Origin of the sequence: Sphingobacterium shayense, from assembly GCF_013179575.1 — a bacterium.
Taxonomy (GTDB): domain Bacteria; phylum Bacteroidota; class Bacteroidia; order Sphingobacteriales; family Sphingobacteriaceae; genus Sphingobacterium; species Sphingobacterium shayense.
On the sequence record NZ_JABMCQ010000003.1, the window covers coordinates 35,432 to 51,686 of the forward strand.

Consider the following 16,255-nt stretch of genomic DNA (forward strand, 5'->3'; position numbering starts at 1 on the left):
AAAAGACTTTTGCTGACGACATTTCTAGCTTTTCTTTAGACTTTAGAAAAGAGAGGTTTGACCGTTATCGTCTAGATTAATATCATCAGGATTTGTTATCTCAAAACTGACATCGTTGGATTTATCCTCGTTTCCCCCCTCCACTTCTGTTTCGCCATCAGTGTCAATAAGGTCGTCTGTTTTATTTGATACATTATCTTCGGTCAAATCCGTTTCTAATAATTCTGATCCAGTCTGGCTTGTAGAATGGTCAACAAGTTGGTCTTCATTTATTACACCATCAACGGATGCCTCTTTTTCTTCTGTCGCAAGATCCAGTTCGGCAGAAAGTAATTTTACCTTTTTGACGGTGTGGAAGGATAGCCTGTTACCTTGTGCTTTCATACCCTTAACGTCAATAAGCTCAACCAAAGGCTGCTCAAGCGTCTCTGGAGTTTGTGTCTTACCCTTCAGGAGTTCGATTCGTGCTATCGGCTGCTGGCCATTTGTTAAAATGAGAAGCTTAGACCCGGGTGCTTCGTTAATGAAAGGTACCCGTTTGCCGATGGGCTGATCATCAAACTTGAAGCGCTTCACGTAGAATGTTCCAGATTTACCGTCTTGATGAACCGCAGTATAAACGTGTTTGGTGTTGTACTTCTCCATTTTGAGAATATTGGCGTCAAAATGGTTGTTTAAATCGAATGATGAAAACTCGTAAGTGCCATCCGGATAGGCAAGTAATATTTTATCATCCCCATCGAACTCTCCTAGGTAACGACCACGTTCGTCTGCATTCAATCGACGCAATATGTCATCGAACCAGATTTTACGCCCAGCAAGGGTAGAGATACCCGCATTTTTAAACGTGATTTTCTTTATTGGATATTTTGAAACGATATTACCTTGCGACGCTCTCCCTTTAATCGCTATTTCTGCAAAATCTTGATCAAAGTTTAGTTTACGCAATTTTGTATGTGGCTTTAGCTGGATGTTCACCACTTCGGCCTCGCCGTTAGGGTTTGCCGTGAAGTAAAGTATTTTCGACCCCTTGCTACCTTTGCCGATGTCGTATTCCTTGTCTCGGGTAACCGAGGTTACTGCAAAGCGTTTGATATAACTGGTTCCGGTTGCCCCATCTTTATATATCGCATTGTATATTGTACGTTCGTCCCCTTTCTTGAATACAGCGACGTGGATGATGTCTTTTCCGACGAATCCTTTTTCCTGAACTTTGGTCACAGAGTATTTCCCATCCGCCCGGAAGACGATGATATCATCGATATCCGAACATTCCGAAACGAATTCGTCCTTGCGCATGCCCGTTCCTATAAACCCGTCTTCACGATTAACATAAAGTTTAGCGTTCGCAAGCGCTACTTGGGAGGCTTCCACCTTGTCAAATACGCGTATTTCTGTTTTTCGTCCCCGATCTTTACTGTATTTTTGGCGCAGATGCTCAAACCACGCGATCGTATATTCGGTAAGATTTCGTAAATTTTTGCGAACCTTTTTGATCTCATCTTCGAGTGCTCTCATCTGCTCATCCGCTTTGGAAACGTCAAAACGCGTGATACTGCTCATAGGTTTATCAATAAGACGCTTGTAGTCTTCAGGAACTATTTCTCGATAGAATTGTGAAAAGAAAGGTGCGAATAACTCGTTTAAAACCTTTACTACTGTATCGAAGTCTCCAGAATTCTCATAGCTTGGATGCTTATACATCCCTTCTTGTATAAATATCTTAAGGAGTGTACTGAAGAATATTTTCTCCTGTAGTTCATGTAGTTTAATTTCAAGTTCCCTTTTAAGCAGCGCCTTTGTTTGTTTGGTGTTCGCGATAAGCATATCGTTTACACTCATGAAATGGGGCTTATTGTCAATAATGACACAGGTGTTTGGAGATATCGAGGTTTCGCATGCAGTAAATGCATAGAGCGCATCGATTGTTACATCAGGAGAAATCCCTGGCGCTAGGTGAACGATGATTTCCACGTCCTTAGCCGTGTTGTCTTCGATCTTTTTGATCTTGATCTTTCCTTTATCATTCGCCGTTACCACGCTATCGATTAGCCCGCCGGTGGTGGTGCCAAAAGGAATCTCGGTAATCGCAAGCGTTTTTTTATCTCGTTCTTCGATTTTCGCACGTACGCGTATTTTTCCTCCTCGACGACCTTCATTATAGTTTGACATATCCGCCAACCCTCCGGTCGGGAAGTCAGGGAGCAGGTTCGGGCGTTCGTCGTTCAATACTTGTATCGATCCATCGATGAGTTCCACGAAGTTATGTGGCATAATCTTGGTAGCAAGCCCCACGGCAATACCCTCAGCCCCTTGGGTTAATAGTAAGGGGAATTTAACAGGTAGAGTGACAGGCTCTTTGTTACGGCCATCATAACTTTGCTGCCATTCTGTTGTATCGGGATTGAATACAACTTCAAGAGCGAATTTTGATAGGCGACCTTCGATGTAACGTGGAGCGGCGGCAGAGTCGCCAGTTATCGGGTCTCCCCAGTTGCCCTGACAATCGATTAACAGGTCTTTTTGTCCCAGCTGTACCATAGCATCACCAATCGAAGCGTCGCCGTGCGGATGGTATTTCATTGTATTACCAATCACGTTGGCCGCTTTATTAAAGCGTCCATCGTCCATTTCTTTTAAAGAATGGAGGATACGGCGTTGTACGGGTTTGAACCCGTCATTAATATGTGGTACGGCCCTGTCTAGAATAACATAAGATGCGTAGTCGAGGAACCAGTTCTCGTACAACCCCGATAGGGGGATAGTAGTTGAATTCGATTCGTTGTCCTGACCTTGGTCATTAAGGTCCTGATTTTCTTCTGGAAAATTTGTTTCTTCACTCATTTACTACAAAATACTATTATTTCGAAAAAGTCAGTTTTTCTGAAAGTAGGGTAAAAATAGCAAAAATCACTGGATTTTTAGTGTTGATGATTGATTCTTCTAAGTATACGGGAATGCAGCTCGTTTCCAAGTCGGTAATGGGTTTAGAGGATATGGGAGTGAGCAGGCTTGAAGGAAGATAAATATTCGAGACCGCTATGGGATAGAGTTGAAGCGCGAATTATTAAACACATCCACGTTCGCCAAAACATGAAATAGCGAAATAAAAATATCGACTGGTAGATAAAATAGGGAGAGTTTCTTTAATATTGCATTATGATCTCTTTTGCGAATGCTAAAATCAATCTCGGATTAAACATCACCGCCAAGCGGCCAGATGGATATCACGAATTGCAGACCGTTTTCTATCCATTTGGCTTGTACGATATCATTGAGATTAATACGATTGAAACGCGGACAACTCTTACCATTACGGGCATCGATCTACAAGTTGATGAATCAAATTTATGCCTGAAAGCCTATAGATTGCTCGCAACGAGTTACGCACTACCAGAGGTTGCTATTCATCTTCATAAACAGATACCTTTTGGCGCGGGATTAGGAGGGGGGTCGTCAGATGCTGCGGTCGTTCTAAAGATGTTGAATGATAAATTTCAGTTGAATTTGGCCGGCAACCAACTAGTAGATTTTGCTGCGATGTTGGGTGCGGACTGTCCTTTTTTTATTCGTAATAGTGCTACGTATGCGACGGGAACGGGGACCACTTTGCATCACATAGATCTGGATTTGAGTGACAAATTTATTGTGCTTATTAAACCGGATATTCATATTTCCACACAGCAGGCTTATGCCGGAATCAGTCCCGTTGTTCCAGAACAAGAATTAGATGAGTTAATCACACTCCCCATACAAGATTGGAAGTTTTATATTAAAAACGATTTTGAAGATCGGTTATTTGAACTTTATCCCATAATTCGTGACATCAAGCTCGCACTTTATGAGAACGGTGCGTTGTATGCCTCTATGTCGGGATCCGGATCATCGGTTTACGGAATTTTTGATCAAAAAGTTGATTTAAGTAAGCTTGGCGCTCTAGGAACAATCTATTATCCTGTTTCTCTCTAATTAACCTTCGCCCTTCATGCGATAGCCAAAAGTTAACTGTAATGAGGTCCTATATGGGCTTCATTACATCTCATTACTATACCTTCCGGCGTACGTTTAAAACTAACTTTTCTCATATTAGAACTATGATCTTTATATTTTCAGGGGAATAGTTAATTGTTCGTAACGGCTGTTCTGATTTTGAGTATCGCAATAAGTGGCATGGGGATTACCTTGTCGTTGTGCGTTTTCAACGCCAGCGTTTAACTTGAAATAAGTTTTGTAACATGTTGACACAATTGTTGTTCCATTGGAATTTGGTTTTGCGAGCACTGTAAAAAAGTTGTTATAATTATTTTTAATTAATCTAAATTAATTATACATTTGCTTCCCGCAAGCATCTAAAAAAATGAAAAAATATCTGCTTACTGCAATACTTATGACTACGATCTGTTTGGTTCATGCTCAGCTTCAGGTCAGCGGTAAAATTCAAACGGAATTTTTGGAACCACTATCGAATGCGACGATTACCATTGAACCTTCCACTGAACAGGTAAAAGCCGGTGAAGATGGGGAGTTTCAGCTTAACGTGCCGCAGAAAGGAAATTATACACTACGTATTCAATATTTAGGAAATGAAGTCTTCAAGAAAAACGTTCGTGTACAGAATCAAAATCAATACCTGGGCTTGATTACGGTTAAATCAGACGCCGTACAAATGGACGAAGTTCATGTGACAGGATACAAATCGCCTATGGTGCTGGAAAAACCGACCTACAATGTCGCAAAAATCCCTTTAAAGAATCTTGAGAATGCGCAGGTTTATTCTGTCATCGATCGGAGCCTATTGGATCAACAACTAATTTTTAATGTGGATGAGGGTTCGCGTAATATAACGGGACTACAAAACATATGGAATGCAACGAGCCGGTCGGGCGATGGAGGAGCGTATGTGAGTCTACGGGGATTCGTCTCATCAAATACGTTACGTAACGGTCTAGCTGGAGGGATTTCGGGAACGGTTGATGCAGCGAATCTAGAACGTTTAGAAGTATTGAAAGGCCCTTCTGGGACGTTATTTGGTAACGTGCTTGCTGGTTATGGGGGGATGATCAATCGTATTACCAAAAAGGCAGAGGATCATAATTTCGGCTCCGCTAGTCTTTCCGGAGGATCGAATAATATGCACCGTGCACAATTAGATATAAATAGAGTGTTAAATGAAGGGAAAACTGCATTGTTTCGCGTTAATGCAGCCTATAATTCCGAAGCTTCTTTTCAAAACAATGATCTTAAAACCTCGTATTTCTTTATAAGTCCAACATTTACATATAGTCCGAATCAACGAACACATGTGACTGTTGAGGCGGAATACACGCAGGGGAAAAGCAGCAACATGGGACAAATGTTAGGTTTTAGTTTTTCTGATAAACAATACGGGGTGAATTCGATCAAAGATTTTCCGATTGATTATAATTTATCATTACAAGGAGAAGGACTTGATCAGGATTACAGGAACCTCAATTTATTCGGTGTGTTAGACTATGAGATATCACCTTTTTTAAGGTCAAGCACTAATGTCTCGTTTTCTCAGAACTACTCTGATGGATTTGGTGCTTACTATTATTTTGTGCCCAACTCGATCGCAACAGGTGATGAAGACGCTACGGGAACGGATTACATAACACGTGCGGATCAGTCTACGCAGGACAGCAAAAAAAACTATTTTCAAATCCAGCAAAATTTTAATGCAGACTTTAAAATTGGTTCAATGCGTAACCGTTTGGTACTCGGGTTAGATTATCTGCGTGTCCGCGACAAACAATATTTCTACGGAACTACTTACGACATGATTAATATGACGGACGTAGCGGTCGATATAACAGCTTTCAACGGAAGAAATATGAGAGCGAAATACGCAGCAGGTGAGGTCGATTTTACCTATCCGTTAGACGGAACGACAGAGACCTATAGCGCTTACGTTGCTGACGTATTGGATCTTACCGATAATGTAAATGTTATGGCCGGGATTCGATTTGACTACTTTGATAATATCGGCGGGCTTGTCGGTGCTATTGAGTCGGAGAAATATGATCAAGTCACAGTCTCTCCAAAATTTGGAATAGTTTATCAACCTATCAAATCAATCTGGTCAGTTTTTGGAAGCTACCAAAACAGTTTTACGAACAAGGGTATGTACCTGGCCGAGGGAGAGGTGACCAAGTCTGCTGAACCTGAATTCGCAAATCAATGGGAAGTCGGATCGAAAGTCGAATTATTGGGTAAACGTCTGAACGGTACAATTTCTTACTACCATGTAGTTGTTGATAATGTATTGCGAGCCATTCCGACAAGTGTAATCGGTGAGCAGGTTCAAGATGGCACGCGGTTGAGCGAGGGCTTCGAGTTCGAGCTGCAAGGGACACCTATTAATGGTTTGAATGTTTTAGCTGGTTTTGCTTATAATAATTCGAAATATACGAAGGCCGATGCGGATGTTGAGGGTCGACGTCCAGCAACGGCAACATCACCATATCTGGCAAACTTTTATGCTAGTTACAGTTTGTTGAATGGAAAAGTGAAAGGCTTAGGTGTGGGAATTGGTGGTAATTACGCAAGTTCTTACGACGTTGTGAATTCGGTAAGCATGGGTAGAATCGAGTTACCTGCGTACTTTCTTTTAAATGCGAATGTATTTTTCGATTATAAAGCAAAATACCGTTTTGGCGTAAAGGCAGATAACATTACGGATCAAAAATATTGGATTGGATGGGGCAACGCAGTTCCTCAGAAATTGCGCTCCTTTTCAGCAAGTGTTACCTACAAATTTTAAAGTATGAAGAAAAAAAACCTGCTAACGAAGACCGTAGGAAAACTTCATTTAATTTTGGGGTTGACTGTTGGTGCAATCGTATTTATCGTTGCACTAACGGGTTGTTTATTTGCGTTTCAACAGGATATAACAGATTTCCTAAGGCGGGACGTTATTTATCACAAAGAGGCTGCTGTTGACAAAAAGAAGGTACTGCCGCTAGCGGAACTTGAAGCGCGTGTTAAGGCCTTTACCCAAGAACCGTACGAAGTGTTTTGGGTGGATATTCCTCTCGATAAACAAAAGTCTTACAAGTTCATCTATTTGGAGATGGATGAGCATGCATGGAACTATTTTGATGAGTTTGTAAGTTATAAATCAGTGTATATAAATCCTTATTCCGGAGAGGTGTTACGATTTATTGACGAAGAGTATAGTTTTTTCCATATCGTTAAATATATACATTTTAGCTTGCTCTTGAAGTCCACTTGGGGGAAATGGATTACCGGCGTGCCCACTCTAATATTTATCTTTATGTTGGTTTCAGGGCTTTATCTTTGGTGGCCTAAAACCCGTAAGTCTGTTAGACAGCGGTTCTGGTTTCGCTGGAAGAAGGTCAAAGGATGGAAGCGCAAGAACTATGATTTACATAACATCCTAGGTTTTTACACAATTCCGTTCGCGTTAGTTCTAGCGATAACGGGCGCATTTTATTCCTTTTTATTTATTCAGGGGTTACTGTTCAGCGCGTTTGCGCAACCAGGAGAAAGCTATCCGTTTTATACCGAGTATAATAGGGAATTGGATTTGGAAAATTATGAATTCTCCATGCTCGATAAAATGAGTGCACAGGTAGCAGAAAGGTATCCTACGGCTGCGCAATACTCAATCGTTTTCCCCTATGAACATCTGGAGTACGAACACCCGGAGCATCCCTATGAAGCTTATGTTAAGCAACTCGATTATTCTTATCACGTCAGTCATCGGGTAATGTTTGACCCCAATACCGCTGAAATTATCAATATCGTGAACTACGACGACAAGAGTTTAGCCGAAAAGGTTCTGGACGCGAATTACGATATTCACGTGGGAGCAATCGGTGGTATGTGGGGTAAGATATTAGCGTTTATCATTAGTGCAATTTGTGCCAGTCTTCCCGTAACTGGATTTATGATTTGGCGAGGCAGACAAAAGAAAGCTAAAAAGTTAAATAGACAACCAAAAACGACTGCGCTAGCGAACAAAGAAGCTTTGAACATATAAACCAAATACGCGTCGCATAGGCAAGATGTAAAACATTAAAAGGGCTGAATTCAGTATTCAGCCCTTTTGATGTTTTAGGCTATCTCGATTATTTGCTCTTAACCGACAGAAATTGTTCGGTTTTGTTAATCAATATTTTTATTTTAATCTTTGATTTTAGACTTATATATCGTGATGTCGATCATTTCCGTTATGTTTTCATTGCCTGTTATGTTATACATATAAGCGGTTTTTTCCAACTGAAAAACGTAAATTTTCCCACTATGCTGAACCTTTTGTTTTATTTTTAAATACGATGGATCAAAACATTGCATCCCTCGAAAATGATAAAAAGGCTATCATATGTTCCCTTTCGGACTTTATGAATGCGGTTTATTGTAACAATTTTACTACTTAACACAATCGATTGTGTTGATTAAGCAATCGTTTGTGTTACCCTTTTGTTACGGGAATATTTGTTTAATGTATATCTTTCCTCTGGTGTAATATTTTTTATTTACAAGTAACTATATTCATGAAAAAAAGATTTACTAAAAATTATTTAGTAAATAGAACGTATCCTTTTGCTTCTGCAATTCTGTTAGGAATTACTATGCCTTCCTTGGGTTTTGCTATCGCGAAAAATGGAACAAACGTTTTATTTACGATGAACCAAGAATCTATTACCGGTACCGTAATCTCAAGTGATGGACCAGTAATCGGAGCAACTGTTTCGGTTAAAGAGAACCCTTCTGTTGCCACATCGACTGACGCGAATGGTAAATTCGTTCTACAAGCGGAGCAGGGACAAACACTTGTGGTGAATGCTATTGGCTATGCGAAGTCGGAATTTAAAATAGACGGAAGTGCAATCGATATAACACTTCAAGCTGACCAGGAGAGCTTAGAAGAAGTTGTTGTCGTTGCCTTTGGTACGCAGAAAAAGGTGAATTTGACAGGATCGGTAGCCTCGATCTCACCTAAAGAATTGGCAGAAAGACCTGTTTCATCACTTCAGAACGCACTACAAGGGATTTCTCCAGGTATTACTGTATTAAGTAGACCTAAAGAAGTTGCCAAGGGGAACGATGCAACGATCACTATTCGTGGTCGTTCGAACCTTGGATCCCCAGGCCCTATGTACATTATCGATGGCATACCGGCGTCAGCGGCGGAGTTTACTGCTATTAGTCCGAATGACATCAGTAGTATGTCAGTATTAAAAGACGCTGCATCAGCATCCCTTTATGGTTCGCGCGCCGCTAATGGTGTCATTTTAGTGACTACCAAACGAGGCGGTGGAGATCGTGCGGTAGTGGGTTTCTCCGCTAATTATGGCTGGCAGCGTTCTACCTTTTTACCAAAATTCGCAAATTCACTGGAATATATCGAGCTATATAATCGGGCAATGGCGAATGCAGGGAAACAAACGACCTTCACTGATGATATTATAGAGAAGTATCGTACAAACGCCTACCCAGACCTATATCCAAATACAGACTGGTACAAAGAGATATTAGATCAGGGGGCTCCTCAGCGCGAAGCAAGTTTGAGTATTAACGCGCCGGGCAAAATCACAAATTATTACTTGGGATTAAACTACTTCGATCAAAATTCGTTTGTACCAGGCCGGAAACAAGACCGTATTAGCATGAAATTTAATACAAACACCGACGTGATTGAAGGATTGTTGAAAGTCGGGACGAATGTTTCGTTTTTAAAACAAGATTATGATCGTGCAGGATTAGGTATAAGCTGGGTCGAAATGGGTAGAGCACTTCCGATGACGGTTTTGCGTCAGTCGAACGGACAATGGGGAACTATCTCTAATGGTATAAGCAACGCAACGATAGCAAATACCAATCAGATGCGCGCTGTTACAGAAGGAGGGGAGGGATGGAATAGAGACAACTACTTACAGCTGGCAGGAAACGCTTCCCTTACACCCTTTGAAGGATTCTCTTTGGATGGTTTAGTTTCTTTGAAATACACGAATACAAACAGTTGGGATTTCGTCAAGAGACAAGATGCAATTTTGGATTTTCTAACAGGCGATCCGCTTTCTTCAACAGCTGTTCCGGTGAATGAGATGAAAGAATACTGGGGAAAACGTCAGGAACTTCTTTTGCAAGGGGTAGCGAATTACGAAAGAACCTTCGGCGGACACTACGGGAAGTTGACTGCAGGTGTCTCTCAGGAATCCAATGTATATCGCGAGGCATTTCTAGGCCGTAAGAATTTTGTAAACAACGATCTTGAGACGATCGTTAATGGATCGTCCGCACAGTCTGATATGAGTAGTGATGATGATGGTTTAGCAAATAGAACTATTCAGGATGAGTGGTCGATTCGTTCATTCTTTGGACGATTCAACTACAATTACTTAGAGAAATATTTATTCGAAGCTAATTACCGTATAGATTATTCGTCACGGTTTTCTCCGGAGCACCGTCGTGCTGTATTCCCTTCATTATCTGCTGGATGGGCGATCGATAAAGAATCATTTATGGATGGTGTCAGCTGGATAGATGCATTAAAATTAAGAGGATCTTGGGGCGTCTTAGGAAACCAAGATGCCGTTGTGATCGGGAACTATTATGACTTAATCAGTATTAGTTCACTGTATAGTTTTGCAGGCGTTCCTGTAGATGGGGCCCAACAAACCTCAGCTGTAAACAAAGCTGCTCTCTGGGAGAAGGTGTACCAGTCAAATGTGGGAGTTGATGCAACCTTATTTCACGGAAAAGTCGGTTTGACCGCAGACTATTACGTGAAAAACACAAGAGGAATTTTATTGCGTCCCAACTTTCTAGCCACCTCTGGGTGGGAACTGGAAAAGATGGCATATTTTAACCAAGGAGAGACTACAAATAGAGGTGTTGAGGTGACAGCAACTTATAACGGTACTGTTGGTGAAGAATTTAAGTATTCGGTTTCTGCTAATATTTCTAAAATTAATAATACGATCAACAGTCTAGGAACGGGGCGTACCGAAATGGTGGATGGTCTTTATATTAACAGAGTTGGAGGATCGGTGGGAGATTATTTCGGCTACAAGTCAGATGGTTTATTTACTACTCAAGAAGAGGTAGACAATCACCCGTCTCAGAATGCGATTGCAGGAAACTCTAAAGTAGGTGACATAAAATATGTAGATGTTAATGGAGATGGTGTGTTGAGCGCTGAAGACAGAACCATTTTGGGAAATGACGTACCGTGGCTTAACTATGGCTTTAATTTAAGTGCGTCCTATAAAGGGTTTGATATAAATGTGTTAACTTACGGTGTAGGGGGAGTTAAAACATATTTTCAACAAGAAGCGGTACAACCGTTCTTTAACGGCGGTAATATTAAATCAACCTGGCTAGACGGTTGGACAGAGGAAAATAATGTCGCAGATGCACCCTTCCCGCGCATAACGACAACCTCTGATGCTGCCCAAAACTACATCACTTCGGATTTCTGGTTGTTTAGCGGGAATTATTTCCGTATCCGTGGTATTACGCTTGGTTATACCTTCGGTAAAGATCTAATCAAAAAGGCAAAAATCTCAAACCTCCGCGTGTACGCTTCATCTAATAACCCTTTCACAATCATGGCGGATAAACGTCTTGCCGATTATGATCCGGAAACAGGGTCTGGAAGAGCAAGCTATCCGGGAATCAAAACATTCTCGATTGGTGTGAACGCTAGTTTTTAATAGTTTTAATGTGATTGTAATGAAAAAAATAATATATTTTGGACTGCTCGCTAGCATATCACTAGGTGCGTGCAGTGATGATTTTCTAGAAAGAGTTCCGTTGAACTCGGTTTCTGAGGAAAACTTTTGGAAAACAGATAATGACGTTAATTTAGCCGTAAACGCAATTTATGCAACCCTTCCAGGTGAGGCGCTGATGTACGACGATGCAGCAGCAGATATCGCCCATGGTCAGTACCCGTGGGAAAGTTCAGCAACAGTAATCTCTTCAGGAGTCGTTAACTCTTCGTTGGATGCTGGATGGAAATATGAAGATCAACGTAAAGCAAATTACTTTCTTGAAAACGTGGATAAGGCAGAAATGGATCAAGAATTGAAAGAACGTTATAAAGCGGAAGTTCGTTTTCTTCGCGCATATTCCTACTTCAGAATGACGACATTGTTCGGCGATATTCCTTTAGTTACCTCGGTACTTGAATTTACTGAGGAGCAGCTTAATATTCCAAGAACTCCGAAATCGGAGGTGATTGATTTTATTATCAGTGAGTTGGACGCGGTAGCCTCCGTATTGCCAGAAAGCTATTCGGGTGCAAAGACTGAAGAAGTTGGTCGGATAACTAAAGGTGCCGCTCTAACATTGAAAGCACGTGTTTTATTAAGCGAAGCAAAATATGCGGAAGCGGCTGCGACAGCAAAAGAGGTTATGGCGCTCGGATATTCGCTTTTTAAAGTGAGTAGCGAAACAGCGTCAGATAAAAAGGATAACTACTCCAAATTCGCGACATTCGCAAATGCAGCTGAAGAACAAAAATTTCGACTGGCTCTACGGAGCTATGAAGGCATTTTCCATCAAATTAATGAAGGGAACAGCGAAGTTATTTTAGATAGACAATACGTCGTGCAGACTCAATCGAATTATATTAACACCTACTTAATGGAGGGAAGTATTGGCGGATGGAGCTCTATAACGCCAACACAAAGCTTGGTGAATAGTTACCAGAGTTTTAAAACAGGCGAGAATGTAGCTGTTCCTAGCGCCGCAATACGTGCAGAACGTTATAATAAAGATAAGACAGCCTTCGTGGAGGAATTTAAAAATAGAGACCCTAGGTTTTATGCGTCTATTTTATTTGAGACGGCTCCTTGGAATGCACTAACTCCTGAAGGAAATTATACTTATAAATGGATTGATGGGGCAAGCAATATGTCGAAGACTGGCTATAACTTCAGAAAGATGGTAGATCCAGCCGCTAACCGTGAACAGTTGGACAATCATAGTAATATCATTTTATTCCGTTATGCTGAAGTTTTGTTAACATACGCAGAGGCACAAAATGAGGCTTCAGGACCAGATGTTTCTGTATATGACGCAGTCGATCAGATACGTACGCGCGCAGGAATGCCCGTTTTAAATAGGACTAAATATGCGTCTAAAGAAGCCTTGCGTGAAGCGATCCGTCAGGAGCGTAAAGTGGAGCTCGCTTTGGAAGGTGTCCGTTACTTGGATATTCGTCGTTGGAAAATTGCACCAACAGTAATGACGAATATTTATAGCGTCAAAAATGCGCTCGCGCAAGAGCGTATATGGGATGACAAATTATATTTAATGCCGGTTCCACAAGCTCAAATAGACTTATCATACGGCGTCTTGGAGCAAAACAAAGGATACTAACGGTTAGTTTCTTGTTAAGGTATCCGAAGCAAGGATAGCTATAAATTATCTACACCTTCGATAGAAGGAAAGAACGATCACGCGATAGCATCAAATGATCGTTTTTTTTGCATAGACGGTATAAACGATTAGAATGAATAATTTCTTAAATGTCTGATCTACCTAAAATAACTGACGATCTATACTTGGATTCATTAAGCAGCCCAAAATTGGGCTTTCGAAAAACAAAATGAACGAGCTGATCGTTAGATAGGATATGCAGCTTATTGAATTTCGGCCGGAAGGCATATATTGCCCCGTTGGTGGTTTTTACGTTGATCCATGGCGGCCGGTGGACCTTGCATTAATCACTCACGGTCATGCCGACCATGCGCGAGCAGGAATGAAAAAGTATTTATGCCATCATTATACTGTGCCTATCTTGCAAAGCCGAATCGGTGCGGATATTAGGATACAAGGTATTGGTTATGGCGAAAGTGTTTTGATTAATAGTGTTAAGGTCTCGTTTCATCCTGCAGGGCATATTATTGGATCTGCTCAAGTCCGTATGGAATACAAAGGTAAAATTGTTGTAGTTTCCGGTGACTACAAACTACAAGAGGACGGTCTTTCCACTCCGTTTGAGGTTGTCCGATGCCATGAATTTGTGAGCGAGAGTACTTTTGGATTACCTATTTATCAGTGGAATTCCGTAGACCAGCAAAATCGAGAACTTGCAGAATGGGTTTTGCTCAATCAGTCGTACAATAGAACCTCGGTATTCGTCGGTTATTCGCTAGGTAAAGCGCAACGGATCATGAAAGCTATTGAAGGTATCGCGCCAATTTACGTTCATTACGCGATCGATAAACTTAATCGCGCCTATGAGAAAGTAGGAATTAAATTGCCAGAATATCAGACTATTGATTTTAGAGGCGATATAAAGCATGTTAATAACAGTATCGTCATTGTCCCTCCGTCGTTGATAGACAGTAATATTCTTAAGAAAATACCGAACATGGCGTTTGGTATATGTTCAGGCTGGATGACCGTGAGAGGTGCACGTAGATGGCGCAGCGCTGATGCGGGCTTTGCAGTAAGTGATCATGCAGACTGGAACGACATTCTTCAGGTTGTTAGGCAAACTCAAGCGGAAAAGATATATGTAACACATGGTCAAACTACAGTGTTTACCAAGTATCTAAACGAAATAGGAGTTTTTGCGCAAGAAGTTCCGACGGAATATGGGGAGCGCAGTGAAGAAGGTGACCTAGCAAACACTGACGAGCAATGAAAACGTTCGCAGCCCTTATCCAGGCATTGGATAGCACCAATAAAACCAATCAAAAATTGGAATCCATTCGACATTTCTTAACCAGCGCGGATGACAATGATAAGTTATGGTTCTTAGCGCTATTCACGGGAAAACGACCCAAGCGAACGGTAAGTACGACACTGTTGAAAGTTTGGGCGTTAGAGATAACAGGAATTCCAGAATGGTTATTTCAGGAATCCTATGCTGCGGTAGGCGATTTAGGCGAGACGATTTCTCTTATTCTGCCACCGGCAGAGGGCTATATTGATTATACATTGGGAGAGTGGATGGAGCGCATCATAGATTTGGAAGGGCGTAGTGATCAAGAGAAAGCGTTATTTGTTCTTCACGCGTGGCGGAATTTGCCTCATCAGGAGCGCTTTATATTCAATAAACTTTTAGGTGGAAGTTTTAGGGTAGGAGTATCTTCAAAGGGCTTAATCAATGCGATTGCAACCTATTATGGGCTCGACCCAAACTCGGTGGCACATAGTATAATGGGAGAGTGGAAAGTCAAGGATACGAATTTCGAGCATCTGGTTCGGGGAGAGTACGCGAATACTATGCTTTCCAAACCGTATCCATTCTGTCTGGCATATGCAATTCAGAATGTCGAGGAAACGATTATCCAATTAGCGAACTGGCAGATTGAACATAAATGGGACGGAGTACGAGGACAGGTGATAAAGCGCGAAGGGGAAATTTTTATTTGGTCAAGGGGTGAAGAGCTGGTAACTGAGCAATTCCCAGAAATTGTAGAGGCGTTTAGTTATTGGGAGGAGGACTTCGTCTTGGATGGAGAAATTTTAGGATTTTCGAATGGGAAATTATTAAGCTTTACTTCATTGCAAAGGAGGCTTAACAGAAAAGTTCTCACCAAAAAAACCTTAACAGAGGTACCTGTTTCAATTTTTTTATATGATATTCTTGAATACAAAGGAAAAGATATGCGTCAAGAACCGCTGGAAATCCGCCGTCTAATACTCGAAGACCTCTTTGATCGACATCACAGCGAGGCGGTTAAGCTATCGCCGGTATTAGAGGGAGAGACGTTACAGGATGTTGCTCAGCTTCGGGATCAGGCTAGAGAGATACAAGCCGAAGGGCTGATGTTGAAGCGAAAAGATTCTATTTATCATACTGGTCGCCACAAGGGTGATTGGTGGAAATGGAAAACAGATCCTTTAACGATTGATGCAGTTTTAATATATGCGCAAAAAGGGAGCGGTCGAAGGAGTAGCCAGTATACTGACTATACGTTCGCAGTGCGAGATGGCGATCAACTGGTTACGATTGCTAAGGCATACTCGGGACTCACAAATAAAGAAATTCAGGAAGTCAGTAGGTTCGTGAATAAAAATGCTATTGAAAAATTCGGTCCCGTACGCACCGTAAAACCCGAGCTCGTTTTTGAGATTGCTTTTGAGGGAATCGGGTGGAGCTCTCGTCACAAAGCAGGGGTTGCTCTGCGTTTTCCCAGAATTCTTAGGTGGCGGAGAGACAAAACCGTTGCGGATATTGACGATTTGGAAACGGTGAAAATGTTGATTACGTGATCTGTATGGTTGGAGATAATAATGTGTTATT

8 protein-coding genes are annotated in these 16,255 nt (G+C 41.5%); 7 read left to right on the top strand and 1 reads right to left on the bottom strand.

Annotated features, from left to right (window positions below; all coding sequences use genetic code 11):
• Positions 1-42: 42 nt before the first annotated feature.
• Positions 43-2,844 (bottom strand): DNA gyrase/topoisomerase IV subunit A, encoded by a 2,802-nt coding sequence (locus HP439_RS00990; protein ID WP_172388478.1) that lies wholly within the window; start codon positions 2,842-2,844, stop codon positions 43-45.
• 315 nt (positions 2,845-3,159) lie between these two features.
• Between HP439_RS00990 and ispE the strand changes: the two genes are divergently transcribed.
• The 7 genes from ispE (at position 3,160) to HP439_RS01025 (ending at position 16,224) form a co-directional block, all read left to right on the top strand.
• The gene (gene ispE, locus HP439_RS00995) at positions 3,160-3,969 is read left to right on the top strand and encodes a 4-(cytidine 5'-diphospho)-2-C-methyl-D-erythritol kinase (protein WP_172388479.1); all 810 of its coding nucleotides are present in this window, start codon (positions 3,160-3,162) and stop codon (positions 3,967-3,969) included.
• Between the two features lie 388 nt (positions 3,970-4,357).
• Positions 4,358-6,781, top strand: coding sequence for a TonB-dependent receptor (locus HP439_RS01000; RefSeq protein WP_172388480.1), 2,424 nt, complete (start codon positions 4,358-4,360; stop codon positions 6,779-6,781).
• A gap of 3 nt (positions 6,782-6,784) precedes the next feature.
• Positions 6,785-8,023, top strand: a complete 1,239-nt coding sequence (locus HP439_RS01005) for a PepSY-associated TM helix domain-containing protein (RefSeq protein WP_172388481.1) — start codon at positions 6,785-6,787, stop codon at positions 8,021-8,023.
• A 514-nt stretch (positions 8,024-8,537) separates the two neighbouring features.
• On the top strand, positions 8,538-11,702 hold the full coding sequence (locus HP439_RS01010) for a SusC/RagA family TonB-linked outer membrane protein (RefSeq protein ID WP_172388482.1): 3,165 nt from the start codon (positions 8,538-8,540) through the stop codon (positions 11,700-11,702).
• Positions 11,703-11,721: 19 nt separating this feature from the next.
• On the top strand, positions 11,722-13,374 hold the full coding sequence (locus HP439_RS01015) for a RagB/SusD family nutrient uptake outer membrane protein (protein ID WP_172388483.1): 1,653 nt from the start codon (positions 11,722-11,724) through the stop codon (positions 13,372-13,374).
• 256 nt (positions 13,375-13,630) lie between these two features.
• The gene (locus HP439_RS01020) at positions 13,631-14,647 is read left to right on the top strand and encodes a ligase-associated DNA damage response exonuclease (RefSeq protein WP_172388484.1); all 1,017 of its coding nucleotides are present in this window, start codon (positions 13,631-13,633) and stop codon (positions 14,645-14,647) included.
• Entirely contained in the window at positions 14,644-16,224 is a 1,581-nt protein-coding gene (locus tag HP439_RS01025) for an ATP-dependent DNA ligase (RefSeq protein ID WP_172388485.1), read from the top strand. Before HP439_RS01020 ends, HP439_RS01025 begins: the two co-directional genes overlap by 4 nt.
• The last annotated feature ends 31 nt before the right edge of the window (positions 16,225-16,255 follow it).

Excerpts from the sequence above, each read along its gene's own strand:
- HP439_RS00990 (WP_172388478.1), bottom strand. The coding sequence starts at position 2,844 with ATGAGTGAAGAAACAAATTTTCCAGAAGAAAATCAGGACCTTAATGAC.
- ispE (WP_172388479.1), top strand. The coding sequence starts at position 3,160 with ATGATCTCTTTTGCGAATGCTAAAATCAATCTCGGATTAAACATCACC.
- HP439_RS01000 (WP_172388480.1), top strand. The coding sequence starts at position 4,358 with ATGAAAAAATATCTGCTTACTGCAATACTTATGACTACGATCTGTTTG.
- HP439_RS01005 (WP_172388481.1), top strand. The coding sequence starts at position 6,785 with ATGAAGAAAAAAAACCTGCTAACGAAGACCGTAGGAAAACTTCATTTA.
- HP439_RS01010 (WP_172388482.1), top strand. The coding sequence starts at position 8,538 with ATGAAAAAAAGATTTACTAAAAATTATTTAGTAAATAGAACGTATCCT.
- HP439_RS01015 (WP_172388483.1), top strand. The coding sequence starts at position 11,722 with ATGAAAAAAATAATATATTTTGGACTGCTCGCTAGCATATCACTAGGT.
- HP439_RS01020 (WP_172388484.1), top strand. The coding sequence starts at position 13,631 with ATGCAGCTTATTGAATTTCGGCCGGAAGGCATATATTGCCCCGTTGGT.
- HP439_RS01025 (WP_172388485.1), top strand. The coding sequence starts at position 14,644 with ATGAAAACGTTCGCAGCCCTTATCCAGGCATTGGATAGCACCAATAAA.